We start from the raw sequence: 24801 nt of genomic DNA, 5'->3' as shown, positions 1-24801 counted from the left end.
GAGGCGAAAGTCTAGCATTTTTTTAAAGACTCTGCTTTTTTTAGCCAATGCGCGAAACAATCTCGGGCTGTGTAAAAATAGCCTTGAAACATATCCCAAACAATCATTCTCATATCAGAGACACAAGATGTCAGAAATCATCAAGACTTACTTGGACAACCCCAGCCCCGCTACTTTTAAGCTACCTCGCGGCGCCACGGACTCGCACGTTCATGTCTTCGGTCCAAATGATAAGTTCCCCTATGCGGAGAGCCGTGGTTTTACCCCTGCAGATGCCCCCAAGGAAACCCTGTTTGACCTACATAAGAAACTAGGTATCGAACGCTGTGTCATCGTCAACACACTTTTGCATGGTTTTGACAATAGCGTTGTCGAGGATGCCATGCGGGCTGCCGAGGGGCGATATCTAGGCGTCGCCCTCACACCTGTCGATCCGAGTGACACAGAACTCAAGCGTCTGGCCTCTGTGGGCTTTCGCGGACTGAGATTTCACTTTATGCCAGGCTACAAGATTGACTACACGCCCGAACAAGTCATCGCCCTGACCCGCCGCCTTGAACCTTTGGGCATGCACCTCCAGCTCCAACTACACGCGATGCATGCCAAAGAAATGATGCCGTTGCTCAAGCAATCCGCCGTGCCTGTCGTCATGGATCACATGGGTCGCGTTGATGCCACGCTTGGCTTGGAGCATGCGCACTTTCAAGCATTTTGTCGACTCTTGGAACTACCCGGCTTTATGGTCAAGGTCAGCGGCATCGATCGCATCGATGCAACCCCCCCCTACAAACAAGGTATTCCCTTTGCCCGACACCTTGTGACGACCTACCCAGATCGTTGCGTGTGGGGCTCGGACTGGCCGCACCCCAACCATACGCATATTCCAGACGATGGTGTCTTGGTCAATGCGCTGGCACAGATCGCACCTGAGCCAGCGCTACTGCAGCAACTGATGGTGGATAACCCACAAAAGCTTTACCGCTTTTCAGCCTAAGTTGTCATCATATCGAGGCAGGTTCGGGCGATGACTTTCGTCGCCCGACGCAAATCCTCGAGCTCTAAACGCTCATCGGGCTGTTTAGCGCGACTTTCCTCGACAGTGCGTGGACCCGCACCATACAACACGACGGGAATACCCGCCTCGCAATACAAGCGCGCATCTGCGTAAAGCGGTGTACCGCAAGCAGGCACTTTTTCACCAAACTGTTGTTCCGCATGGGTTTGTAATGCCTCGACTAGTTCGGTGCTGCCTGGCAGAGGCTTGAGCGCACGCGCCAACAAAATACGCTTGGTTTCAGCAGTAATGCCCGGGATTTTCTTCCAAACTGCGTCGATCGTCGCGCGAATGCTTTCCTCGACTTGGGCGGGATCCTCTTCGGGAATCATCCGGCGATCAAGCTTGAGGACGACTTTTCCAGGAATCACATTGGTATTGGTACCACCCTGAATCAAACCGATGTTCAGATAGGGATGATTAATGCCTGGAACCTGACTCTTGACGGACTTGTAGGTTTCATTCAGGCCGTACAAAGCGTTCATGATCTTGACTGCAGCCTGCAAGGCATCGACCCCTGAGGTGGGGACGGCTGCGTGACCCATTTTTCCGTTGACGGTTACTTCGAACTGCAAACAGCCGTTATGCGCTGTAATGATCTGATAGCTAAAGCCCGCAGCAATCGCTAAATCGGGCTTGGTGAGATTGTTTTTAAGCAACCAGCCAGGGCCCAACTCGCCGCCAAATTCTTCGTCATACGTGAACTGAAGCTCAATGCGACCTTTTAAAGGAACACCGAGAGACTCTAGCGCACGCACAGCAAAGATGTATGTCGAAAAATCACACTTGCTTACAGCTGCGGCACGACCATAAATACGTCCCTCATGAATCTCGCCAGCATAGGGTGGATGTGTCCAACCATCGCCCGGAGGCACGACATCGCCATGTGCATTGAGTGCCAAGACTTTGCCACCGTCCGCATACTGCCTTTTGACGATCAGGTTGGTAATCGACTCTAATCCGGCCTCGCGAACCACAGCCTCCGGCACAACATGCTGTTCAGCCTGCATTCCAAAGGTCTCAATGAGCTTGGCAACATGCAACGCATGCGGCGTGTTATTGCCTGGCGGCGTATCGGTTGGGACTTGGATCACCGATTGCAAAAACTTCACTTGTTCGTCAAAGTGCGCATCGATCCATTGGTCGAGCTTGGCATAGAGTTCGGCGTGATTGTTGTTCTTCATGTTGTTGGATTGTGATTAGTTGATTTGATCTAATAAGGCTTCAAAAGCCTGCGTCGCGAGCGTTGCGTCTTCGGCCGTGATGATCTCAAGAGGATTGTGGCTGATGCCACGATTACCACCGCGCACAAACAACATCGCCTGAGGCATGATGGTGTGCATTTTCATAGCATCGTGACCGGCACCACTGTTCAGTTTGAACACAGGCTGACCGATGGAAGCGACCGCCCTCTCCCAGCGGGCCTGCCAAGCAGGGTCCGAAGGCGCAGCACTCGCGCGCATGACCTCAGAGTATTCGAACTGGACTTGTCTGCGCGCAGCAATCGCGTGCGCCTCCTTGACGATATCAGCCACCAACGCATCACGCTGAGGGTCTGTGGGCGCGCGCATATCCAAGGTAAAGACGCACTCACCCGGGATCACATTAATCGAACCACCAGGCACTTGAATCTGTCCGACAGTCGCCACTGAACCCTCGTCAGCACGCGCACGCTGCTCAGCCATCAGACTGATCTCAGCCGCCGCCAACATCGCATCCTGGCGCATCGACATCGGTGTTGTACCGGCATGTCCCGCCAGACCAATTGTTTTACAGCTTGCACGGACACCTGCATTAATCGAAGTCACCACACCCAGTGGGAGAGCTTTTTCGCAGAGCACCGGACCTTGCTCGATATGTACCTCGACAAAGCCGAGATATTTGTGCGGGTCACGTTTAATCGTCTGGATGGATGCCAGAGTACCAGGCAAGCCCGCCACCTTCATCGCCTCAGCCATTGAAATGCCGTCGGCGTCACGCTGAGTCAACCACTCGGGATCGAAACTCCCTGTTAACGCCCCAGCGGCTAAAAAGGTTGCGCGGAACCGCTGACCTTCTTCTTCGGAAAAGCCGACGACTTCGATCCCGTAGGGCAAGCGTCGCTTTTGGCTAGAAAGGGATTTCACAACTGCGATGGGTATCAGAATGCCCAGACGTCCATCATACTTGCCGCCATTACGCACAGTGTCGTAGTGTGAACCTGTCAGCAGCGACGCAGAGTTCTTCGTGTCTCCATGATAAACGCCTATAACATTACCGACGGCATCAACCGAAATCTCATCGAACCCGGCTTCTTGCATCAGCGCCTTGAGTTCTGATGCCACAGCCAGATGGGCTGGAGTCAGATACGTCACCGTCAACTGACCCTTTTCTGCCCAAGCTGGCTCACTGTGCTGAGCCAAGCGCTCAGACCACTGCATAATTTCCTGACCGACTTTTTGTAAAACCGCCATGTCCAGTTCCTGTAAGAAACACTGTGCCCGTTAGCTACAGGCAAGTTTTACAGTTTAATCTGGACTGGGTCGGTTTTTCAGCAGTTAGTAAGACTTATAGGGTAAAAACTTTCCCGATAAAACCACATTGACACGGTCGCCTTTGGGGTCAGGCTCGCGCTTGATATCCATGGAAAAGTCGATCGCGCTCATAATCCCATCACCGAACTCCTCATGGATCAATTCCTTGATTGTGGTGCCATAGACGCTCACGATTTCATACCAACGATAGATCAGCGGATCGGTCGGAACTGAGCTACGCAAGGAACCCTTATAAGGAACAACCTGCAACAAGGCAATGGCCTCAGTGGGTAGATCAAAGGTCTTGCCGATCACAAGTGCTTGGGCTTTTGTGAGGGTCATCTGACCCATGCAGGCGGCAGTCGTCCACTCTTTTGAAAGCTTGAGCTTCTTGGCAACATCCGCCCATTTGAGTCCCTTTTGCACCTTTGCCGAATAAATCAAATCCGTCACATCCTCGCGTGTCATCGGTTTTGCCATTGTTTTTGAAACCATTTATTTCTCCTAATGAATGAACAGAACGTTTAAATAAATCATGCGGCGGTTGCATAGGTCTTGGACCGATGCACCAGAAAGTCAATGAGATGGTTGCGCACTTCGTAAAACTTGGGATCATGGTGCATCGTTGCGCGCGTACGATCCTTAGGCAAAGGATTGGTGACTATCTCAGCCAAGACAGCACGAGGACCATTACTCATCAGGAAAATTTTGTCAGAAAGCAATATCGCTTCGTCAACATCGTGCGTAATCATGAATACTGTCTGTTGTGTTCCGCGAACGATCGTGACAAGCTCATCCTGAATATTTCCACGCGTCAACGCATCGAGCGCACCAAAGGGTTCGTCAAGCAACAACATTTTCGGTTGAATCGAAAATGCACGAGCAATACCGACACGCTGTTTCATCCCACCTGACAGTTGAGAGGGCTTTTTTTCCTCTGAGCCTGTCAAGTGAACCATATCGATATACTGCTGGACATGCGCATCGACTTTCTCACGCGACCAGTCCGGCCATTTAGAGCGCACCGCAAAAGCGATGTTGCCGCGCACTGTCATCCACGGCATCAAGGCATGAGACTGAAAGACCACCCCGCGATCTAAGCTCGGACCACTGATCTCACGACCATCGATAAAAGAGTGCCCATCAGAAGGTGACTCGAGCCCAGCCAGCACATTTAAAATCGTCGTTTTGCCACAACCTGAATGGCCAATAATACAAACAAACTCGCCACGATCAATCGTGAAGTTCACATCATCAAATACGACCAGCTCACCTGCCCCACTCACGTCAGGAAAAGCCTTACGTAGTCCTTGTACTTGCAGAAAATTTTGCATTGTGTTTACTCTCCTAATACTTAATCTTTGTACGTCACAGCGCGTTGTAATCGTGCAAAGCAGAGATCAAGCAACATGCCAATTAGGCCAATCATCAAGACCGCCACCAAAATATTCGCGATCGACAAGTTGTTCCATTCATTCCAGACGAAATATCCAATCCCGGTCCCGCCTACCAACATCTCGGCGGCCACGATCACAAGCCATGCAATGCCGATGGAAATTCGCATCCCTGTCATAATCGTGGGCGCCGCAGCTGGGAGAATCACAAAAAAAGCTTTCCGCAGCGGACTCACCTCAAGTGTGCGTGAGACTTCCATCCACTCCTTACGCACTGAGGCCACGCCGAAAGCAGTGTTGATCAACATCGGCCAAATTGAGCAAATGAAGATGACGAATACAGCTGAAACGTTAGAGTCTTTGAGCGTGAATAGGGCAAGTGGCATCCAGGCAAGCGGAGAGATCGGCTTGAGCACTTGGATAAACGGATCAAGCGCCTGAAAAAACAATCGAGACATCCCAATCAAAAATCCAAGTGGAATGGCAACGAGTGCGGCCAACCCAAAACCAAGCGCTACGCGCGAAACAGACCACGCTAACTGAATACCAATGCCTTTGTCGTTTGCTCCACGATCATAAAAAGGATCCGACAAGTGCTCTAACAGTTTGGCCCCGACATCAAGGGGGCCCGGAAAGGTAGATTTTTGACCAGTCGCCGCAGCTGCACCAACTAGCTTGGCGTACTCCTCATCGACCACTTGAACGCCTTGAGTCGGCATTGTCGCGATTTGCCAAAACATCACGAAAATCGCCAAGATTAATGCCGACAAGACAAAGGCTCTCGAACGCTCATGACCCATCATCGTCAAACCCTCTTGATCGCAAAGCTATTGAGGTACTCCCGGGGTTTGCTTGCGTCAAACACTTTGCCCATCACGATGATTTTCTTGCTGCCAGGAGCAGCTACAGCCAGACCAGCTTGCTCCATCGCTCGACGAGCATCAGTTGCTAAAAATACATCCTGTGCGATTTTTTGATAATCCACCTCGCCTTTGACCTGCCCCCAGCGTTGCATCTGCGTCATGATCCAGACTGCAAAAGACTCCCAAGGCATTGGGTCAAATCCAATACGATCTGGGACTTTTTTGACGTTACCCAAACCATCGGCGTACGTGCCGGTCAAGACTTGCTCGACTACCGTCAATGGTTGGTTTAGATAATTAGGAGTATGAATGGCAGCGGCAATTTCCTTTCTGTTTTCAGCTTTTTGTGCGTAAGCCGTTGCTTCGACAATCGCACGCAATAACGCACTATAGGTATTAGGATTCGCAGTCATAAATTCTTTACTGGCCGCAAACGCACAACATGGATGTCCGTCCCAAAGCTCTTTGGACAAAATATGGATAAAGCCCACACCATCAAAAACTGCGCGCTGATTCACAGGGTCCGGAGCTAAAAATCCATCAATGTTATCGGCACGCAAATTCGCGACCATCTCTGGCGGCGGCACCACACGAATTTGGACATCACGATCTGGATCGATGCCATTTTCAGCAAGGTAGTAACGAAGTAGATAGTTATGCATTGAATAGTCAAAGGGCACCGCAAACTTAAAGCCTTTCCAATCTTTAGGGTTGCGCTTGCCCTTATGTTTGACGGCCAGCGTAATCGCCTGTCCGTTGATATTTTCAATCGCAGGTACTGTGTAGGGTGTCGGAGATGCACCTGCTCCCATTGAAATGGCAAGTGGCATCGGCGAGAGCATGTGCGCAGCATCGTATTCTTTGTTGAGCGCCTTATCACGCACCACCGCCCAGCCTGCTGTTTTAACGACCTCGACATTGAGCCCCTGCTTTTTATAAAAGCCCATGGGATCGGCCATGATGATGGGAGTCGCGCACGTAATCGGAATAAAGCCAACTTTCAGATTGATCTTTTCTAACTTCCCACCTTGTGCAAAAGCTTCTTTAGCAAAAGCCATTGGAAAGACCGAAGAAATCGCCGCTATGGCTGTAGGAGCACCGACCGCCTGCAAAAATCTTCGGCGCATATCGTCTTGCGGAAACATTGCCCGCATCACAGCTTGTTCGACCACGCGATCACCCGGCCCCGCGGAGGATCGATCACGCATTTCAGTCAATGCTGAATGACTCGTCTCATGCTCTGCCTCAGAAGCATGCTGACCACACGAACAACGCAAACGAAGCTTGGAATCAAACGGATTGGAGAATATCGACATGATGAGCACCCCTGTGTAGAAACTCGTTACAGGGACTCAAGCAAAATACGTGCCAGCATCTAAGTCACGCGGATAAACGCTTATGGGTCATGTTATTCAATGCATGATGAGCTTAGGGGCACCATAGTAGTGCAGCCCATGCTAATGCTCAAAAATTAGGCACTGTGATGAAGCTCAAACACCATTGTTGTGCTCGAACGCACGAGAAAGATGCCCAAACTAGTTTTGCAGCGTTAATAACACTGGTTGATGATCGGACACCTGCGTCTGCTCATCAACAGACAAGGCTTGCACGCGAGGCGCGAGGGAGGGACTGACAAAGAAAAAATCACACCCCACCGGCTCAGGCCCGTAAGTGCGATCAAAAATACGGAAGGTGGCGGGATAGCTCTGACCTGGTGCCACGGCGCTCCATGCATTCATCAATGCCCCACTCTCGCCGGGGCTGATCATATTTGAATGCTCGACACTTTCAGTTTCAAAATTAAAGTCACCACACAGAAGAGCATCCATCGTATAAGGCTTGGCCTGATAAGGACTGTCAGGAAGTGCCTCTGGCGGACGGGAAGCCAGAGCGCATGACTGAAGGTGGATGTCGCGCAAGGCAGCCACTTGAGCCAATCGCGCTGTGGCGTTGTAATACTCTAGGTGAGAGGTCATTACACGCACAGGTCCCCAGGGGGCTTGCACTGTGCAAACTAGACACACGCGTCGCATACTTGGTGTATTTTTTTCACCTGAGGGACTGGGATCAGGCAATAACACTTGCTCTACTAAACGAACAGGCAGCCTGGAGGCAATGACATTACCAAATTGTTGGCGATAGGTTCCACAGGCAGATAACTCATCGATAGCGGGGCTAAAAACAACCTCATACTCAGGCATCAAGACGCGCAGGCGTGCCACTTGGTCGGCTGCCGTTTGACCCGTCAGGGCGTTGTAATTAACGCTAATTTCCTGCATACAAAGCACATCGAAGTCTGCGATTTCCCGGGCTTTATGTAAGACCCGCTCGATATCCACGACTCCGTCGAGCCCTTTGAACCACTGGACATTCCATGTCAGAATTTTCATTTGATACCCGCCCGCATAAAAGACTGCACGAACTGACGTTGAAAAATCAAAAATCCCAATAATAATGGCCCAGAGGTCAGCAATGTAGCCGCCGTAATAATGGACCAGTCAATGCCCTGATCGCTAGAGGAGAATACTTGCAAGCCTACTGTCAAGGGTCTTGATTTAACAGAGTTGGTCACGACCAGAGGCCAGAGGAAATTATTCCAGTGATAGCTGACCGAGACCAATGCAAAAGCGAGATAGGTTGGTTTAGCTAAAGGAATATAGACGTGGCGCAGGACCTGCAGAGCGGTCGCACCCTCCATCATCGCGGCTTCAACGAGTTCTTTTGGAATAGTCTTAAATGTCTGTCGCAATAAAAAAATCGCAAAGGCCGAGGCAAAATAAGGCAGACCAATACCAAATAACGTATCCACCAAGCCTAGCTGAGATAGGGTTTGATAGTTTCTGACAATTAAAATCTCAGGCATCACCATCAGCTGAACAAGCATCATTGAAAACAATATGTTTTTGCCACAAAATTCATAGCGCGCAAACGCATACGCTGCAAGTGTACATAACACGAGCTGGATCAGCAGAATCATCGTCACCAGCATGGTCGTATTGAGAAAATAACGTGCAAATGGTGCGGCCTCCCAAGCGGCGACAAAATTATCAAACGTGAGTGGAGCATTCCAAATGAGCTTGGTGGCAAACTCGGAGGGATGGATCGCGGCCCAAAATGCATATAGCAACGGCGAAATCCAACATAGGGCGAGAACCCAGGCGCCAAGCGTCGACAGCAGTCCGGCTGGCTGCCCCAAGGCAGTGGATGATCGACGCGTGAGTATCGGATTAATGGAGACTGCGCTCATCTGTAATGCGTCCTACGATCAAGCAAAAAGAACTGCAACAAGCCTACAACAGCCAAGATCAACAGCAAGACTGCCGTCAATGCAGAGGCATACCCACGATCCCAAAAACTAAAGCCTACTTCGTAAAGGTAGAACAACAATAAAGACGTCGCATTGTCAGGTCCGCCTTTTGTCATCACAATAATGTGATCGACCATTCTAAAAGCATTGATCAAGGCGTTGACCAGTACAAAAATCGTGGTGGGCATCAACAAGGGCCACTGTATACGACGAAAGAAATACCAGCGACTCGCCCCCTCGATTTGTGCCGCTTCCTGATAGCTCGGGCTCAGAGTCTGCAAAGCCGCAAGATAAAAAATCATAAAGAAACCTGCCTCTTTCCAGATCGCAACAACGATGACGGATCCGAGGGCTAACTGAGGATCACCGAGCCAATTCTGGCTGGCAAACCCGAACACACCAAGCACCTGGTTGATCAAACCATAGCCGGGTGTGTAGAAAAAGATCCAGATGTTGGCCACGGCGATCATGGGCAACACTGTTGGCAAAAAAAACGATAGTCGTAAAAACTGACGACCCGCAATTTTTTCATTCACCCAAAGCGCCATCGCAATCGACAGTCCAATTGAAATGGGAATGGTTGCGAGCGCGAACCATAGATTGTTTAACAAGGATTTCCAAAAATTGGGGTCCTCGTTCATCACTTGATAATTTTCAAGCCCTACAAAAACAGCCGAGCGACCGGCACGGGGCGTTGACATCAAACTATCGATCAAGGTACCCAGCGCCGGATAATGCGTAAAACCAACCAGAAACACAAAGGCTGGTAAGAGCAACAAATAGGCGTGGATGTGACGCGAAGAAACTGTCATATTTGAGGAAGCGGCCAACACAACCATGTCATGACATAGGTGATGGCCGCGCCCGATCCTAATTACTTATATTTACGTAAGAGACGATCTGCCTCGGCCTGGGCATCCTTAAGCGCCTGGGCAGGTGTTTTGGCACCCGTCAACGCCGCCTGCAGAGCATCGTTCAGAGCCTTGGTGACTCGTTGATTGTCGTGCGTCGACAGCTCGGCCACGGCAAAAGGCAACTGGTCCCGTGCGACCAAGGCTGGGGGAAACTCAGCTGCGTATTTTTTTAACGCCGGGGTATCGTATGACGCAGGAGAGACGGCAACATAACCTGTGTCAATGCTCCACTGCGCAGCACGCTCAGGCTGGGTCAACCATTTCGCGAACTTATAGGCACCCTCTTGCTCTGCAGCTGAAGCCTTATCGAAGATAAAGAAGTTACCGCCGCCAGTCGGTGAGCCACGACGCTTGCCCTCTGGCAACATCGCAACGCCGAAATCAAACTTGGCATTGCTACGAATGTTGGTCAAGTTGCCAGTGGTCGTCCAGATCATAGCGGCTTTCTTTTCCATGAAGTCGCGTGGCGTGGTGCCCCACTGCACGACACCTGGAGGATGGATGTTGTACTTTCTCGACAAATCGACCCAATACTGCAATGCTTCGACTACTTTGGGATCATCGTACCGAACCTGATTACCCGCTGCATTGGCAAGAATCGCGTCATTTTGAGTGGTAAAGCCTTGGAATAACCAGTAAGGGAAGCCACTTGAGGGTACCTGAATCCCCCACTGTGTTACGTTGTCACTGGCATCTTTTTTGGTGAGCTTTTGTCCCATACTGATAGTTTCAGCCCAATTTTTGGGTGGCGTATTGGGATCTAAGCCGGCTTCTTTAAACAACGCCTTGTTCCAATACAGCACAACTGTAGAGCGCTGAAAGGGAATACCCCAGGTTTTGTTATCAAACTGACCATTCAAGAGAAATGCTGGGAAAAAGCTCTTGAGCCAAGCACGGTCTTCATCCGTTTTTACAAACTTGTCGATCGGTGTAATGGCGCCCTCGTCGGCTAAGGTAAACGTATCCGTCGACAACAAAATTGCTGCAGTAGGAGGTTTACCTGCCTTGTGCGCAGTCAACGCTTTGACGATTGTTTCCTGATAAGTTCCTGAATAAACAGGTGTGATTTTGTACTCGGGATGTGCCTTGCTGAAATCAGTGGCGTACTGGTCAATGATCTTTGGAATCGGTCCGCCTACTGCGATCGGAAAATAAAAAGACACCTCTGTTTGACTAAACGCGGACGCGCTCAGACAAACACCCGCAGCAACGAGCGCCGCACGACTTAAGAGTTTATTCACAAACTTCTCCTTAACGGTTTATACGTTTATACGAAGACCACTTTCATCAAACCAATGCAAGCTTGATGACTCCCAACCTAAGGCAATCTCGCCTTGCACATCGCGCGCATGCTTACCATCCGCGCGAACGACCAACACCTGAGTACCCATCCCCACATGCAACATCAAATCCGCACCTGTGAAGTCCGTTCGCAGCAACGGCACGCGATACGGTCCACCCAGGCGCAGATCCTCTGGACGTATACCTACTTTTGTCGCACCAACCGGCGCTTGCAACACGATGTCGGTGCCTGCGATACGTGAGCCGTCCAACTCAAGCACATTCATTCTGGCGCTGCCGATAAACTGTGCCACAAACAAGGTGCGAGGTTGTTGGTAAATTTCGGTTGGTGTCGCAACCTGCTCAACGCGCCCACTCTTGAGCAAAATCACACGATCGGCCATGCTCATCGCCTCAGTCTGATCGTGTGTTACGTACACAACTGACAGACCAAGTTTGCGCTGCAAGGCACGCAACTCGTGACGCATTTCCTGACGCAACTGTGCATCCAAATTCGACAGTGGCTCATCCATCAAACACAACTGACTGTCAGCCACCAACGCACGCGCTAAAGCCACGCGCTGTTGTTGACCACCTGAGAGCTCGCCTGGCTTACGCGCGGCGAGCTGCGAGAGACTCAGGAGATCGAGTGTTTTACGTAGGCGTTCTGCAATTTCGACTTTCGGCACGCGCCTGACTTTCAAACCGAACACAACATTTTCAGCGACAGAAAGATGGGGAAATAAGGCATAGTTTTGAAACACCATCGATACGCCACGCTGCGCGGGCTGCACTTCAGTGACGTCTTGTCCAAAAATATGTATTCGACCCGATGTGGGCATCTCGAGCCCAGCAATTAATCGTAAAGTCGTCGTCTTGCCACAGCCCGAAGGACCGAGCAAGACCGAGAACTGTCCTTGTTCGAGTTGCAGATCCGTTGGATGAAGCGCTGCGGTCGCGCCCCAATTTTTTCCGGCTTGGTCGAATTGCACTGCAATCATGTTCAGCTTGATTCTCTTTGTTGAGTATTGTTATTTGTCTCTAACGTTAACTTTACTTTATTTAAATACGATGACAATAGGCCTCGCTTAAGTATTTGCGAAACAAAATTATAAAAATATTACCTATTGGTCAATCTTTACTGATGTCATAATTAAACAATGATAAATTTCATCATGGATAACCCTAGGCCACACGACATGCCTCCTACACAAGCACAGCGCACGCCCAAATCAATACCTCGACTACGCATCTGGGATCTTCCAACACGTCTGTTTCACTGGCTACTCGCGATAAGCATCACGGGTGCTCTGATTACCACCAATATAGGCGGCGCCTGGATGGACTGGCATGTCAGATTTGGGATTGCGAGTTTTGTGTTGCTGCTCTTTCGTGTGATTTGGGGGCTGATTGGGCCGCGCTATGCACGCTTTAGTCAGTTTCTGTGCTCTCCTGCCAAGACGCTGGCCTATTTGCGAGACAGCAAAGGTACTCGTCAAGCAGGTCACAACCCCTTAGGCGCATGGTCCGTCATTGCGATGCTGGGTCTATTTTTGTATCAGAGTTCAACGGGACTTTTCGCCAATGATGATGTCATGACACAAGGTCCCCTGGCCCAGTTTGTCAGCAACGATACCGTCGCCTTATTGACTCGCTTGCATGGTCTGAGCGAGTATGCGCTGTATGCCCTCATTGCCCTCCACCTCGGGGCCATTGCGCTCTACAGCTTTAGAGGCGAGGGACTGGTCAAACCCATGGTCACGGGTGATGTACCAAAACACACCCTAGCCGAGGGTACGCAAAGCGCTCGGGACGATTGGCGCGTGAGGCTCGGTGCATTCATTCTTTCTGCACTGCTTGTGGCACTTGCTTGGTGGCTGATCAAGCTGGCATTTAATGCCCCTGCAAGCTTCACCTGAGAAAAACTCGTTCATTTCCCGCTTTTAGGGAATAATGTTGGGTCAATCAATTAAATATAAAAACGACCCGGGAAACAAACATGCCGATTTTAAATAACGGTGACTGCAAGATTTATTGGCGAGGAGATGGGGATACTCAGCTTCCTGGCCTTGTGCTGGGCAATTCACTCGGGACCGACCTCACCCTTTGGGATCCAATGCTAGAGGCGCTCATGCGCCATTTCTACGTTGTGCGCTTCGATACCCGTGGACACGGCGGCTCTGATATCCCTACGGGTCCATACTCGATCGAACAACTCGCCGACGATGCGCAAGCCGTAATCGCTGCGGCACGTTTGAGTCACTATTCTTACTGGGGCATTTCTTTAGGCGGCATGATCGGGATGGAAGTCGCAGCGCGTAGACCCACAGGTCTGAAAAAACTTGTGCTCAGTCATACTGCAGCAGAGTTTGATGCGGGCATCTGGGATCAACGGATCACGTCGTTGAAAACGGGCGGAATGGCGGCAATTATCGATGGCGTGATCAGCCGTTTCTTTACACCAGACTTTGTGACAAAAAATACGGTCAATCTAAAACGAATACGTAATATTGCGCTATTGCAAGCGCCAAGTGGCTATGCAGCTTGTTGTGGTGCCATTCGTGACATGAATCTATATCCGCGTCTTGAGCGCATCCAAGTCCCGACACTCGTGGTCGTAGGTGAGATGGACTTGTCGACACCCGAGGCCCGTGGACAAGCCTTGGTGGAACGCATCAATGGCTCTCACATGATCAAAGTGAAAAGCGCGCACATCGCGCCACCAGAAATTCCAAATGAATATCTGGCAGCGGTGCTACCTTTTATCTCTTGACGCGATAAGCGTCGTGACAGGCTTTGCAACTGGCGCCTACATCGCCAAATGCTGCGCGTAGCTTGTCTAAATCGCCGGAGTCAGCCGCAGCGGAAAGTTTGACAACCGCGCCTTCGAATTTAGTTTGAGCCGCTTTGAAACCTGCGGCATCAGACCAAACCTCTGGCTTAGCGGCGCTCTTACCCTAAGTGCCTGGACCAAAAGCGCCCCACGGCAAGGTTGACAGGGTTTTTACTAGAGCGACATTTGCTTTGATCGCAGCAGCGTCATAAGGGACTTGCCCTTTAACAGTGGACTGCATGCGGCCAAACTGAGACGCCATCACGACAAAAGCCGATTGACGATATTTGATTGCATCCTCAGGTTTAGCAAACTGGGCGCTGGCCGAGGACATCCACAGCGGGGACAACAATGCACCAGAAACCAACAAAATCGATAGCTTTTTCATGGGTGTAATCCTTTGGGTTGTCATGATTCCACTATACCGTCTTTGCAAGGGATTGGGCTAGGCCAATATAGCTGCGCGGCGTCATTGCCAACATCCGCGCACGGACTGCGGAGGGCAAAGCCAAACCGCCAATAAATTCGCGTAACACTTGCTCAGTGATGCCTTTGCCACGCGTCAACGCTTTGAGTTGCTCGTAAGGCTGTGGCAAACCATAGCGGCGCATCACCGTCTGGATGGGCTCGGCAAGCACCTCCCAGCAATTGTCAATATCAGCGTCGATCGCAGCGGCATTCACCTCGAGCTTGCCCAGACCACGCAAACAAGCATCGTAGGCCACCAAACAATAACCAAGCGCTACACCCAAATTACGTAGCACGGTCGAATCCGTGAGGTCGCGTTGCCAACGTGAAATCGGTAATTTCTCTGACAAATGCCGCAAAACGGCATTAGCGAGTCCGAGATTTCCCTCCGCATTTTCAAAGTCGATGGGGTTGACCTTGTGGGGCATGGTTGAGGACCCAACCTCACCGTCCTTGAGGTGTTGTTTGAAATAACCCAAAGCGATGTAGCCCCAAATGTCACGGTTCAAGTCGATCAAAATGGTGTTGGCACGTGCAATCGCATCAAATAAACCGGCCATCCAATCATGCGGCTCAATCTGAATGGTGTGAGGATTTTGCTTAAGGCCAAGTTCCTGAAGCACACCGGCACTAAAGGTAGGCCAATCCAACTCGGGGTATGCGGACAGATGTGCGTTGTAATTACCTGTCGCACCATTCATTTTCGCCAAAGGAACGACAGACTGAATATGCCCAATGGCATCACGCAAGCGTGCCGCCACGTTGGCGAACTCTTTGCCAAGCGTCGTTGGTGTTGCGGGCTGGCCATGCGTGCGCGCAAGCATGGGCTGTGCGGCCTGAGAATGCGCCATATGCTGAAGCGAAGCCAGCACTTTTTTCAACTGAGGCACCACAACCTGCTCACGTGCACGGCCCAACATCAGTGCATGCGAAGTGTTGTTGATATCCTCAGAGGTACAGGCAAAGTGAATAAACTCACCCGCCTTTTCCAACTCGGGGTGACCTGCGACTTTTTCCTTAAGCCAATATTCCACTGCCTTAACATCGTGGTTGGTGGTGCGCTCAATCTGCTTGATCCGGTCTGCATCCGCTTCTGAAAAATCGGCGACTAAACTTCGCAAGACCTGAGTGGCCGTCTCAGAAAAAGGAGGTAGCTCAGGCAGGCCCGCCTGGGACAAACCGATCAACCAAGCAATTTCAACCTCAACTCGGTGCGCCATAAAACCCGCTTCGGACAGTAACGGCCTCAACGCATCACAACGGGAGGCATACCGACCATCAAGGGGTGAAACCGCATTTAAAACAGTTAAAGCAGGATTTGTTTGCATAGGTGAGAAAGCTGACAAAAAAACGACAAAAAGGGTTGGTTTTAGTTTATCACCCCTACTTGCAAGACAATATCTACCTTTTAGAGGCTACTCAGGGTAAGGTATGGACGTACAAAAAATACGCTATTTAGCTCGTATCTTCTAAATAGATCTTAATTAGTAAACTCGAACAGCTTATGAAACTTATCGCATCACTCACCAGCCCTTACGTCCGTAAAGTGCGTATCGTCATGGCAGAGAAAAAACTCGATTACCAGATGCAAATCGAGAATGTCTGGGCGCCAGACACGTTGATGCATGAATTTAATCCCTTAGGTAAGGTACCCTGCCTCATCACAGAGGACGACAATCGACTTTTTGATTCGCGTGTGATTGCGGAATATCTTGATACCCTTTCCCCGGTCAGCCAACTTATTCCCAAAACCGGTCGCGACCGTGCCGCTGCAAAGTGCTGGGAAGCCTTAGCGGATGGCACTCTCGACGCTGCGATTATGATTGTCAAGGAACAGCAACGTCCTGCTGTTCAGCAAAGTCCAGAATGGATTGAGCGTCAGTACGGCAAAATCCACGCCACGATCAAAGCCATGGAAGCCGATCTTGGGACTAAGAGCTTCTGCATGGGTGTCAATTTTAGTTTGGCAGATGTTGCCGTAGGATGTGTCTTGGGATATCTGGATTTCCGATTTCCACACATCGATTGGCGTGCAGAGTCCCCGAATCTTGAGCGACTGTACGCAAAGCTGAGTCAGCGTCAGAGTTTTCTCGACACTGCGCCTCCGAAGCAATAGTGCGCTCAGCAACAGTGCGCTAAGCAATCATTCCGCCACCCAAGCAGACTTCACCATCGTATAAAACAGCGGACTGGCCTGGTGTCACAGCCCACTGCGGCTGATCAAATGTCAAACCAAACGCATTTTCTTGGGGGCTATCAACGAGCTCGCATAGGGCGTCGTTTTGGCGGTATCTTGTCTTCGCTGTATATCGACCCGCAATGGGCACAACACCACTCACCCAACTCTGCTGATCTGCGACGAGTGTCTGAGCCAACAGCCAAGGGTGCTCATGTCCTTCGACTACATAGAGCGTATTTCGGGCCATATCTTTGCGTGCCACATACCAGACAGGTCCCGTCCCATCTGCGTGCTGATGCCCCTTGACACCCCCGATCCCCAAGCCCTTGCGCTGCCCAAGTGTATAAAACGAAAGCCCTTGGTGCACACCAATCTGCAGACCCTTTTCTGTCAAAATCGGACCTGGTTGAGTCGGCAAATAGCGGTTGAGAAACTCTCTGAAAGGTCTTTCACCGATAAAGCAAATCCCCGTCGAGTCCTTTTTCGTTGCATTAGGCAAGCCAAGCTCAAGTGCGATGCGCCTGACCTCAGTTTTATTGATTTCACCTAGGGGGAAAAGCGTGCGGGCGAGCTGTACTTGATTTAGCCTGTGTAAAAAATAACTCTGGTCCTTGGTATGGTCGACCGCTTTGAGTAACTCGAAGCGCTCACCCCTCTGCCGAACGCGAGCATAATGGCCGGTCGCAATATGATCGGCGCCGAGGGTCATCGCATGATCAAGAAATGCTTTAAATTTGATTTCAGCATTGCACAGCACATCAGGATTGGGGGTGCGGCCCGCAGAGTACTCTCTCAAAAAATCGGCAAAAACACGATCTTTGTATTCGGCAGCAAAATTCACTGCCTCGATATCGACGCCCACCACATCGGCCACGCTCGCAGCGTCAAGCCAGTCTTGTCTGGTCGAACAGTACTCGGAATCGTCATCGTCCTCCCAGTTCTTCATGAACAAACCAATGACCTCATAGCCCTGCTGTTTCAAGAGCCAAGCGGTCACAGAAGAATCAACTCCGCCGGACATTCCGACGACGACACGTTTTTTTGAGGTTTGCATATTGTTTAAATTGTAGTCGCTCTTAAAGTAGAGCCACACCCAGACCCGAATACACAGCAGGTAAATAAGCTTTAAACCAGGGGTAAACAGCCCTTGCTTGGTGTATAAAGCAAGGCTAATCATCTTTTTAATGGAGATCTCGATGCGCATCGGAATCCCGCGCGAGACCCGCGATAGCGAAACACGTGTGGCGGCCACACCGGAAACGGTTAAAAAGTATGTTGCCGCAGGACACGAAGTCTTGGTTGAACAGGCCGCAGGCTTGGCTGCACACTTTACAGATCAGGCTTATGAACAGGCTGGAGCAAAAATCGTTGATGCTTCGCAAGCATTGACCGCAGCGCTTATCCTAAAAGTACGTGCACCGAGTGAATCAGAACTCACTACCATTTCCGCTGGAAGCACCTTGGTCGGCATGCTCGATCCCTTTGACGAAGCAGGACTCGATGCCATGGCGCAAGCAGGTATCACCGCGTTTGCGCTTGAGGCCGCGCCTCGTACGACGCGCGCGCAGAGCCTGGACGTTTTGTCCTCTCAGGCTAACCTAGCCGGTTACAAAGCCGTCTTGCTAGGCGCACACTACTACGGTCGCATGTTCCCCATGATGATGACAGCAGCAGGCACCATCAAAGCTGCACGCGTTGTCATTTTGGGCACAGGCGTCGCAGGCTTGCAAGCAATCGCGACAGCCAAGAGGCTGGGCGCTGTGGTGGAGGCGTCCGACGTGCGTCCTGCCGCCAAGGAACAAGTCGAATCTCTCGGTGCCAAATTCATTGATGTCCCGTTCGAAACAGACGAGGAGCGTGAAATCGCCAAAGGCGTAGGTGGCTATGCACGCCCCATGCCCGCTAGTTGGATGCAACGCCAGGCCGTCCTGGTCTCTGAACGATGCAAACAAGCCGACATCGTGATTTCTACGGCACTCATTCCAGGACGTCCGGCCCCGACGTTGATCTCAGCAGATACCGTGCGGGCAATGAAGCCCGGTTCCGTGATCGTCGACCTTGCAGTTGAACGTGGCGGCAACTGCCCTCTTTCACAAAAGGGTCTTGTCGTCTATGAAAACGGTGTCGCACTTGTTGGCCTGACCAACCTGCCTGGCATGCTCCCCACCGATGCCTCTGCACTCTACGCACGCAACGTGCTGGACTTCCTCAAACTCATCATCGACAAAGAGGCCAATCTTGCCATCGCGCGTGATGACGATATCGTTGCAGCTTGCCTCGTCTGCGAAGGCGGCAAAAACTTAAGGAAGAAATAATGGAAGCCATTAGCCCCACCCTTGTGAATCTCATCATTTTTGTGTTGGCGATCTACGTCGGCTACCACGTCGTCTGGAACGTCACACCCGCACTGCATACGCCCTTGATGGCCGTCACGAATGCGATCTCGGCCATCGTCATTGTTGGTGCGATGTTAGCCGCAGCACTCACCGAGGGTGGACTGGCTCGCGGCATGGGTGTTTTTGCGGTTGCACTCGCTGCGGTCAACGTCTTTGGTGGTTTTCTGGTCACACGACGCATGCTCGAGATGTTTAAAAAGAAAGCCCCTAAAGACAAAACAGCCAAAGACAAGGCGTCAGATCATGGGAGCCACGCATGATTTCCATTAACGTCGTCACCCTTTTCTATCTGATTGCGTCGGTTTGCTTCATTCAGGCGCTCAAAGGTTTGTCTCACCCCACGACGTCGCGTCTGGGTAACGCCTTTGGCATGGCAGGCATGGTCATCGCAGTGTTGACTACTGCAGCACTGATTGTCAGCCTCTCTCGCGAGGCACAGGCGGGTATTGGTTTGGCTTGGGTACTTGTGGGGCTGCTCATCGGTGGCACGGTTGGCACGCTCATGGCCAAGCGCGTGGAAATGACCAAAATGCCTGAGCTAGTCGCGTTTATGCACAGCATGATTGGTTTGGCTGCCGTCGCGATCGCCATCGCCATTGTGGCCGAACCGCATGCCTTTAGCATTGTTGCGGCCAAAGGCGTGCCCATCCCTTTTGGTAACCGCCTTGAACTGTTTATTGGCACTTTTGTGGGTGCCATTACCTTCTCCGGGTCAGTGATCGCGTTTGGCAAGCTCTCTGGCAAATACAAGTTTCGTCTTTTCCAGGGTGCACCTGTCGTTTTTGCCGGGCAGCACATGGTCAATCTGGCCTTAGCACTGATCATGCTTGGCTGCGGCATCTGGTTCATGCTGACGCAAGACTGGACACCCTTTGTCATCATGACGGTCATCGCTTTTATCCTGGGTGTGCTGATCATCATCCCGATTGGTGGCGCGGATATGCCCGTGGTGGTGTCGATGCTCAACAGTTACTCTGGCTGGGCCGCTGCAGGGATTGGCTTTTCGCTCAACAACCCGATGCTGATTATCGCGGGCTCCTTGGTAGGCTCCTCTGGCGCGATTTTGTCCTACATCATGTGCAAGGCCATGAACCGGTCCTTCTTTAACGTGATCTTGGGTGGCTTTGGTGGCGCAACAGATGCTGGCCCCGCCGCCGGAGATGGCGTCCAACGCACCGTGCGTTCAGGTAGCTCCGATGACGTCGCATTTTTGTTGACGAATGCAGAAACCGTCACCATCGTGCCAGGCTATGGTTTGGCTGTCGCGCGCGCACAGCATGCACTCAAAGAGCTGGCTGAAAAACTCACCGAGCGAGGCGTGACCGTCAAATATGCTATCCACCCTGTCGCCGGACGTATGCCAGGCCACATGAACGTTTTGCTCGCTGAGGCCGAAGTCCCTTACGATCAGGTGTTCGAAATGGAAGACATCAACAGCGAATTTGCGCAAACGGATGTTGTGTTGGTGTTGGGCGCCAATGATGTGGTGAACCCCGCCGCTAAAACAGACCCTAAGTCACCCATCGCAGGTATGCCGATCCTCGAAGCCTACAAAGCAAAAACGATTATCGTGAACAAGCGCTCCATGGCCTCTGGCTACGCAGGTCTGGATAACGAACTGTTCTATATGGACAAAACCATGATGGTCTTTGGCGATGCAAAAAAGGTCATTGAAGACCTAGTCAAAGCGGTCGGTCACTCTTAATTATTTCAACGCGGCATCGACCGCTTCAATCCAGTGACGGACCGGGGTGTCCGTCCCGCTCTGCAAATGACCAATGCAGCCAATATTAGATGACAACATCATGTCTGGTTTGGCTGCATTCAGGTGGCCCAGCTTACGATCGCGCAGCTCGGTCGAAATCTCAGGTTGCAACACAGAATAAGCACCCGCAGAGCCGCAACAGAGATGCGTTTCTGTAAACGGTTGCAAAGTCAGTCCGAGTGCGGCGAGAAGCTGCTCACTCGCGGGACGCAAGCCTTGCCAGTGCTGCAGGGTGCATGGCGGATGAAAGACAGGTCTCTGCGGGAGTTTCGAGGTATCAATGTGTTGAGCAAGCGCCTGCGCATGGGGTCCGACGACCTGTGCAATATCTCGCACAAAAGAAACAATTTTTTCAGCCTTGGGTAAATAAACAGGATCATCCCTCAGGTGATGCGCATACTCAACCACCATCGCGCCACAGCCCGAGGCATTCATGACGATCGCCTCGATCTTGCCAGACTCGACGTAAGGTAACCACGCATCAATGTTTTGACGCATCTGCGCACGCGCGCGCTCCTGATCGTCCAGATGAAAACTCAGTGCACCGCAACAGCCCGCTCCCGCCACGACTTGCGATCCAATCCCCAGACGGTTGAGCACACGAATTGTTGCGGCATCAATCGAGGGCATCATCGTTGGTTGAACACAACCCGATAGCAAAAGAATCTGACGGGCAAGGCCAGAGGTCACAGGACGATCGCCAACCGGCCTAGGCGCAATGATCTTACGTTGCAAGGATTCTGGTAGCCAATCGCGAAGTGACTGCCCTAGCTTATAAGCAGGTGCAAAGAACCGCGACGTCAGCCCCTCGCGCAATAGCGTACGTTGAAGTCGTTGACCTAAAGGTCGTTTCACTTTTTCTTCGACAATCTGACGTCCAATATCGACAAGATGGCCGTACTCGACTCCAGAGGGACACGTTGTTTCGCAATTACGGCAAGTCAGACAACGATCCAAATGCTGTTGCGTGGCCTGTGTGGGCTCTTTTCCCTCCAGAACCTCTTTAATCAGATAGATACGCCCCCTCGGGCTGTCCAGCTCATCGCCAAGCACCTGGTAGGTTGGACATGTCGCGGTACAGAAACCACAATGCACGCAACGACGCAAAATGTCGTCGGCTTCTTGTCCGAGCTTGGAGTCACGTGCCCACTGCGCCAAATTGGTCTGCATGATTGTCTCGTTATAGACCTGCGATCAAACGACCGGGGTTGAAAACCGACTTAGGATCAAACTCTTCCTTTAGTCTTCGCACAATGGTGGCTGCACCTTGGCTTAATGGATGGAATACACCCTGAGGTGGTAACGCTCTACCTTGAGCAGGTCTGAACAGCGTCGCATGCCCACCCGCCTGCTCAGCCAAACTGCGAAATGACTGGGGATCCGCATCGGCAGCAATCCAACGTTGACCGCCACCCCATTCAATTAAAGTCGGCCCAGCATTCAACGCTGCCATACCAGGCGCGCAGGCGATACGCCACAAAACGGATGTGGAGAAAAACGCAAGAGTCTGTTCTCTCAACGCAATCCAATACCGAGCAGCATCTTCCGAATCCATGATATCCCCGCCTAGCACTTGCCTCGCAGAAAACAGCGCTGCGGCAGCACCTGCTAAACGGACTCGCAAACGCCCTGACCCACCGATTGACTCCCATGACGTTGCCGAAATAGGGAGGGGTTTGGCACGCCAGCTCAGACATTTCGCCAAAGCGGCGGATTCGTCCATATCCCACTCAAGCGTACAAACCTCGAAGGGCTTAGGCGCCACCTTGATGGAAACCTGCGTCAAAGCACCAAACATCCCCAAGGCACCTGTCAGCAAACGCGAGACGTCATAGCCTGCCACGTTTTTCATGACCTCGCCGCCAAACTTTAATACTCGCCCTTGCGCATCCAACAAGTGCGCACCCAACACATAATCCTTGACCGGACCTGCCGCATAGCGTCCAGGCCCAGCAAGGCCCGCGGATACGCAGCCACCAATCGTCGCACCTGCGCCGAAGGCGGGTGGTTCAAAGGCCAGCATCTGACCTGAAGCATCCAATGTATCGACAATCTCCTGCAGTGGCGTACCCGCTAAGGCTGTGATCACCAACTCCGAGGGATGGTAGTTGACGATCCCGCGCGCGCTTCGCATATCCAAGATCACTGGAGCTTCTCCAGCACGATCAAAGGTATTTCCATAAAAAGATTTAGTCCCACCACCACGAATCTGGATAGGTTTAAAGCTCGCGCGCGCAGACAATACTTGCTCGATCAACTGAGAAATTTGGTAGTTTGTCATACGTCAAAATCTCGGCAAATCTGGAAAAGCAAGTGCTCCACCATGCACGTGCATCTTGCCGTACTCAGCGCAACGCGCCAACGTCGGGATCACCTTTTCAGGATTAAGCAAACAAGCTGGATCAAAAGCACGTTTGACGGCCATGAACATATCGAGCTCATCGCGACTGAACTGCACGCACATCTGATTGATCTTTTCCATGCCGACGCCATGCTCACCGGTGATGGTACCCCCGACTTCAACACAAAGCTCCAGAATCGCAGCCCCGAAATCCTCGGCACGCTGCACTTCGTCTGCGATGTTTGAATTAAACAAAATCAGGGGATGTAGATTGCCGTCCCCAGCATGAAACACATTGGCGCAACGCAGTCCAAACTGCGTCTCCATGCCTTGAATTGCCTTTAAAACATCGCCCAAACGGCGTCGTGGAATCGTGCCATCCATACAGTAGTAATCAGGAGAAACGCGCCCTGCGGCCGGAAAGGCATTTTTACGACCTGCCCAAAACCTTAATCTCTCGGCTTCGCTGGTTGAAACCTGAAGCCGAGTGGCCCCAGCACGCTGAAACACCTGCTCCATGCGCTGCAATTCTTCGGCGACTTCTTCGACTGTGCCGTCCGATTCGCACAACAAAATCGCTTCGGCATCCATGTCATAGCCGGCTTTCACAAAAGGCTCCACCATCTGCGTAGCCTGTTTGTCCATCATTTCGAGCCCAGCAGGAATGATGCCAGCGCCGATGATCTTGCCCACAGCGTCACTGGCCTTTTCCACGTCATCAAAACTTGCCATGATGACGCTTGCCAAAGCAGGCTTTGGCGTCAAGCGCAAGGTGACCTCGGTCACTACACCCAGCATGCCCTCTGAACCAACGAAGACAGACAATAAATCTGGGCCGGGACTATCTGGAGCCAGAGAGCCGAGTTCGACAATCTCTCCCTCCATCGTCACCATGCGGACTTTGAGAACATTATGAATCGTCAGACCATACTTCAGGCAATGTACGCCCCCAGAGTTTTCTGCGACATTACCTCCAATCGTGCAAGCGATCTGACTAGAGGGATCCGGCGCATAATACAAACCATAAGGTGCAGCTGCCTCTGAAACAGCCAAATTACGCACCCCTGGCTGGACCACAGCGAGGGCAGCTTCAGCATCGATATGTTTAATCTTGTTGAATTTAGCGAGCCCCAGCAAGACGCCTTGGGCATGCGGCATCGCGCCACCCGACAGACCAGTGCCAGCGCCTCGCGCCACGACAGGCACATTCAGACGCTTACAGACTTTTAAGACATTTTGAACTTGCGCCTCGGTCTCAGGCAACACCACAGCCATCGGAAGCGACCGGTACAAAGACAAGCCATCACATTCGTAAGGACGCGTTTCCTCCTCGCGACTCAGCACACAATGCGGGGGAACCGCAGCGCGCAGTGCAAGGACCACCTCTTCTTTGGGTGGCACCATTAAGGGGGATAAACCAGTATCGATGATCGCATTCATAGGACTCAACAATAGCGCGTAAGACAAGTTTACGCAGGACAGGACTTACCCGA

At 51.6% G+C, this 24801-nt stretch carries 22 protein-coding genes and 2 pseudogenes; 7 read left to right on the top strand and 17 right to left on the bottom strand.

Features of this window, described 5'->3' with window-relative positions:
- Positions 1–127 precede the first annotated feature (127 nt).
- Positions 128–994 carry an amidohydrolase family protein gene (locus AC8GE9_RS00230; protein WP_506675120.1) on the top strand — a complete coding sequence of 289 codons (867 nt, stop codon included), beginning with the start codon at positions 128–130 and terminating at the stop codon, positions 992–994.
- Here the strand turns inward: AC8GE9_RS00230 and AC8GE9_RS00225 are convergent.
- From AC8GE9_RS00225 to AC8GE9_RS00175, 11 genes and pseudogenes are all read right to left on the bottom strand, one after another.
- Positions 991–2238 carry an ArgE/DapE family deacylase gene (locus AC8GE9_RS00225; RefSeq protein WP_506675119.1) on the bottom strand — a complete coding sequence of 416 codons (1248 nt, stop codon included), beginning with the start codon at positions 2236–2238 and terminating at the stop codon, positions 991–993. The two genes, AC8GE9_RS00230 and AC8GE9_RS00225, sit on opposite strands and share 4 nt — an antisense overlap.
- Before the next feature lie 15 nt (positions 2239–2253).
- Positions 2254–3489 (bottom strand): annotated as a pseudogene (locus AC8GE9_RS00220) (hydantoinase/carbamoylase family amidase); the annotation flags it as partial.
- A gap of 102 nt (positions 3490–3591) precedes the next feature.
- Positions 3592–4035, bottom strand: a complete 444-nt coding sequence (gene cynS, locus AC8GE9_RS00215) for a cyanase (protein ID WP_506676276.1) — start codon at positions 4033–4035, stop codon at positions 3592–3594.
- Between the two features lie 65 nt (positions 4036–4100).
- Positions 4101–4901 (bottom strand): ABC transporter ATP-binding protein, encoded by an 801-nt coding sequence (locus AC8GE9_RS00210; RefSeq protein WP_506675118.1) that lies wholly within the window; start codon positions 4899–4901, stop codon positions 4101–4103.
- A gap of 20 nt (positions 4902–4921) precedes the next feature.
- Positions 4922–5764, bottom strand: a complete 843-nt coding sequence (gene ntrB, locus AC8GE9_RS00205; RefSeq protein WP_506675117.1) for a nitrate ABC transporter permease — start codon at positions 5762–5764, stop codon at positions 4922–4924.
- Positions 5765–5766: 2 nt separating this feature from the next.
- Positions 5767–7140, bottom strand: coding sequence for a CmpA/NrtA family ABC transporter substrate-binding protein (locus tag AC8GE9_RS00200; RefSeq protein WP_506675116.1), 1374 nt, complete (start codon positions 7138–7140; stop codon positions 5767–5769).
- A 219-nt stretch (positions 7141–7359) separates the two neighbouring features.
- Positions 7360–8214 carry an endonuclease/exonuclease/phosphatase family protein gene (locus AC8GE9_RS00195; protein ID WP_506675115.1) on the bottom strand — a complete coding sequence of 285 codons (855 nt, stop codon included), beginning with the start codon at positions 8212–8214 and terminating at the stop codon, positions 7360–7362.
- A complete protein-coding gene (locus AC8GE9_RS00190; RefSeq protein ID WP_506675114.1) occupies positions 8211–9071 on the bottom strand; it encodes a carbohydrate ABC transporter permease in 861 nt (286 codons plus the stop codon). The genes AC8GE9_RS00195 and AC8GE9_RS00190 overlap by 4 nt, the downstream gene beginning before the upstream one ends.
- Positions 9068–9943 (bottom strand): carbohydrate ABC transporter permease, encoded by an 876-nt coding sequence (locus AC8GE9_RS00185; protein WP_506676275.1) that lies wholly within the window; start codon positions 9941–9943, stop codon positions 9068–9070. The genes AC8GE9_RS00190 and AC8GE9_RS00185 overlap by 4 nt, the downstream gene beginning before the upstream one ends.
- 62 nt (positions 9944–10005) lie before the next feature.
- A complete protein-coding gene (locus AC8GE9_RS00180; protein ID WP_506675113.1) occupies positions 10006–11286 on the bottom strand; it encodes an ABC transporter substrate-binding protein in 1281 nt (426 codons plus the stop codon).
- 18 nt (positions 11287–11304) lie between these two features.
- Positions 11305–12327 carry an ABC transporter ATP-binding protein gene (locus AC8GE9_RS00175; RefSeq protein ID WP_506675112.1) on the bottom strand — a complete coding sequence of 341 codons (1023 nt, stop codon included), beginning with the start codon at positions 12325–12327 and terminating at the stop codon, positions 11305–11307.
- Positions 12328–12525: 198 nt separating this feature from the next.
- Here AC8GE9_RS00175 and AC8GE9_RS00170 point away from each other — a divergent pair, with 198 nt between their 5' ends.
- Both AC8GE9_RS00170 and pcaD read left to right on the top strand, forming a co-directional pair.
- Positions 12526–13245, top strand: coding sequence for a cytochrome b/b6 domain-containing protein (locus tag AC8GE9_RS00170; protein ID WP_506675111.1), 720 nt, complete (start codon positions 12526–12528; stop codon positions 13243–13245).
- Between the two features lie 80 nt (positions 13246–13325).
- Positions 13326–14099 (top strand): 3-oxoadipate enol-lactonase, encoded by a 774-nt coding sequence (pcaD, locus tag AC8GE9_RS00165; protein WP_506675110.1) that lies wholly within the window; start codon positions 13326–13328, stop codon positions 14097–14099.
- On the opposite strand, the pseudogene AC8GE9_RS00160 reads toward pcaD, so the two are convergent.
- Together AC8GE9_RS00160 and purB are read right to left on the bottom strand one after the other, a co-directional pair.
- Positions 14089–14547 (bottom strand): annotated as a pseudogene (locus AC8GE9_RS00160) (c-type cytochrome). The gene pcaD and the pseudogene AC8GE9_RS00160 sit on opposite strands and share 11 nt — an antisense overlap.
- A gap of 31 nt (positions 14548–14578) precedes the next feature.
- The gene (purB, locus tag AC8GE9_RS00155) at positions 14579–15955 is read right to left on the bottom strand and encodes an adenylosuccinate lyase (protein ID WP_506675109.1); all 1377 of its coding nucleotides are present in this window, start codon (positions 15953–15955) and stop codon (positions 14579–14581) included.
- Between the two features lie 176 nt (positions 15956–16131).
- On the opposite strand from purB, the gene AC8GE9_RS00150 reads away from it, so the two are divergent.
- Positions 16132–16743, top strand: a complete 612-nt coding sequence (locus AC8GE9_RS00150; protein WP_506675108.1) for a glutathione S-transferase — start codon at positions 16132–16134, stop codon at positions 16741–16743.
- Positions 16744–16762: 19 nt separating this feature from the next.
- Here the strand turns inward: AC8GE9_RS00150 and mnmA are convergent, their stop codons facing one another.
- Entirely contained in the window at positions 16763–17860 is a 1098-nt protein-coding gene (gene mnmA / locus AC8GE9_RS00145) for a tRNA 2-thiouridine(34) synthase MnmA (protein ID WP_506676274.1), read from the bottom strand.
- 142 nt (positions 17861–18002) lie between these two features.
- Between mnmA and AC8GE9_RS00140 the strand changes: the two genes are divergently transcribed.
- From AC8GE9_RS00140 to AC8GE9_RS00130, 3 genes are read left to right on the top strand one after another with little or no spacing between them, the layout of a single operon-like run.
- Positions 18003–19121, top strand: a complete 1119-nt coding sequence (locus AC8GE9_RS00140; RefSeq protein ID WP_506675107.1) for a Re/Si-specific NAD(P)(+) transhydrogenase subunit alpha — start codon at positions 18003–18005, stop codon at positions 19119–19121.
- The gene (locus AC8GE9_RS00135) at positions 19121–19462 is read left to right on the top strand and encodes an NAD(P) transhydrogenase subunit alpha part 2 (protein WP_506675106.1); all 342 of its coding nucleotides are present in this window, start codon (positions 19121–19123) and stop codon (positions 19460–19462) included. Before AC8GE9_RS00140 ends, AC8GE9_RS00135 begins: the two co-directional genes overlap by 1 nt.
- A complete protein-coding gene (locus AC8GE9_RS00130; protein WP_506675105.1) occupies positions 19459–20907 on the top strand; it encodes an NAD(P)(+) transhydrogenase (Re/Si-specific) subunit beta in 1449 nt (482 codons plus the stop codon). The genes AC8GE9_RS00135 and AC8GE9_RS00130 overlap by 4 nt, the downstream gene beginning before the upstream one ends.
- Here AC8GE9_RS00130 and glcF read toward each other — a convergent pair whose 3' ends face one another.
- From glcF to AC8GE9_RS00115, 3 genes are read right to left on the bottom strand one after another with little or no spacing between them, the layout of a single operon-like run.
- Positions 20908–22137, bottom strand: a complete 1230-nt coding sequence (gene glcF / locus AC8GE9_RS00125) for a glycolate oxidase subunit GlcF (RefSeq protein ID WP_506675104.1) — start codon at positions 22135–22137, stop codon at positions 20908–20910.
- 10 nt (positions 22138–22147) lie between these two features.
- A complete protein-coding gene (gene glcE, locus AC8GE9_RS00120) occupies positions 22148–23248 on the bottom strand; it encodes a glycolate oxidase subunit GlcE (RefSeq protein ID WP_506675103.1) in 1101 nt (366 codons plus the stop codon).
- Between the two features lie 3 nt (positions 23249–23251).
- Positions 23252–24712: an FAD-linked oxidase C-terminal domain-containing protein gene (locus AC8GE9_RS00115; RefSeq protein WP_506676273.1), complete on the bottom strand. Its 1461-nt coding sequence runs from the start codon at positions 24710–24712 to the stop codon at positions 23252–23254.
- Between the last annotated feature and the right edge of the window lie 89 nt (positions 24713–24801).

Origin of the sequence: Zwartia lucis (assembly GCF_965234455.1) — a bacterium.
GTDB lineage: Bacteria > Pseudomonadota > Gammaproteobacteria > Burkholderiales > Burkholderiaceae_B > Zwartia > Zwartia lucis.
Note: the sequence above shows the minus strand (reverse complement) of the source record. Positions and strands in the feature narration are given on the sequence as shown.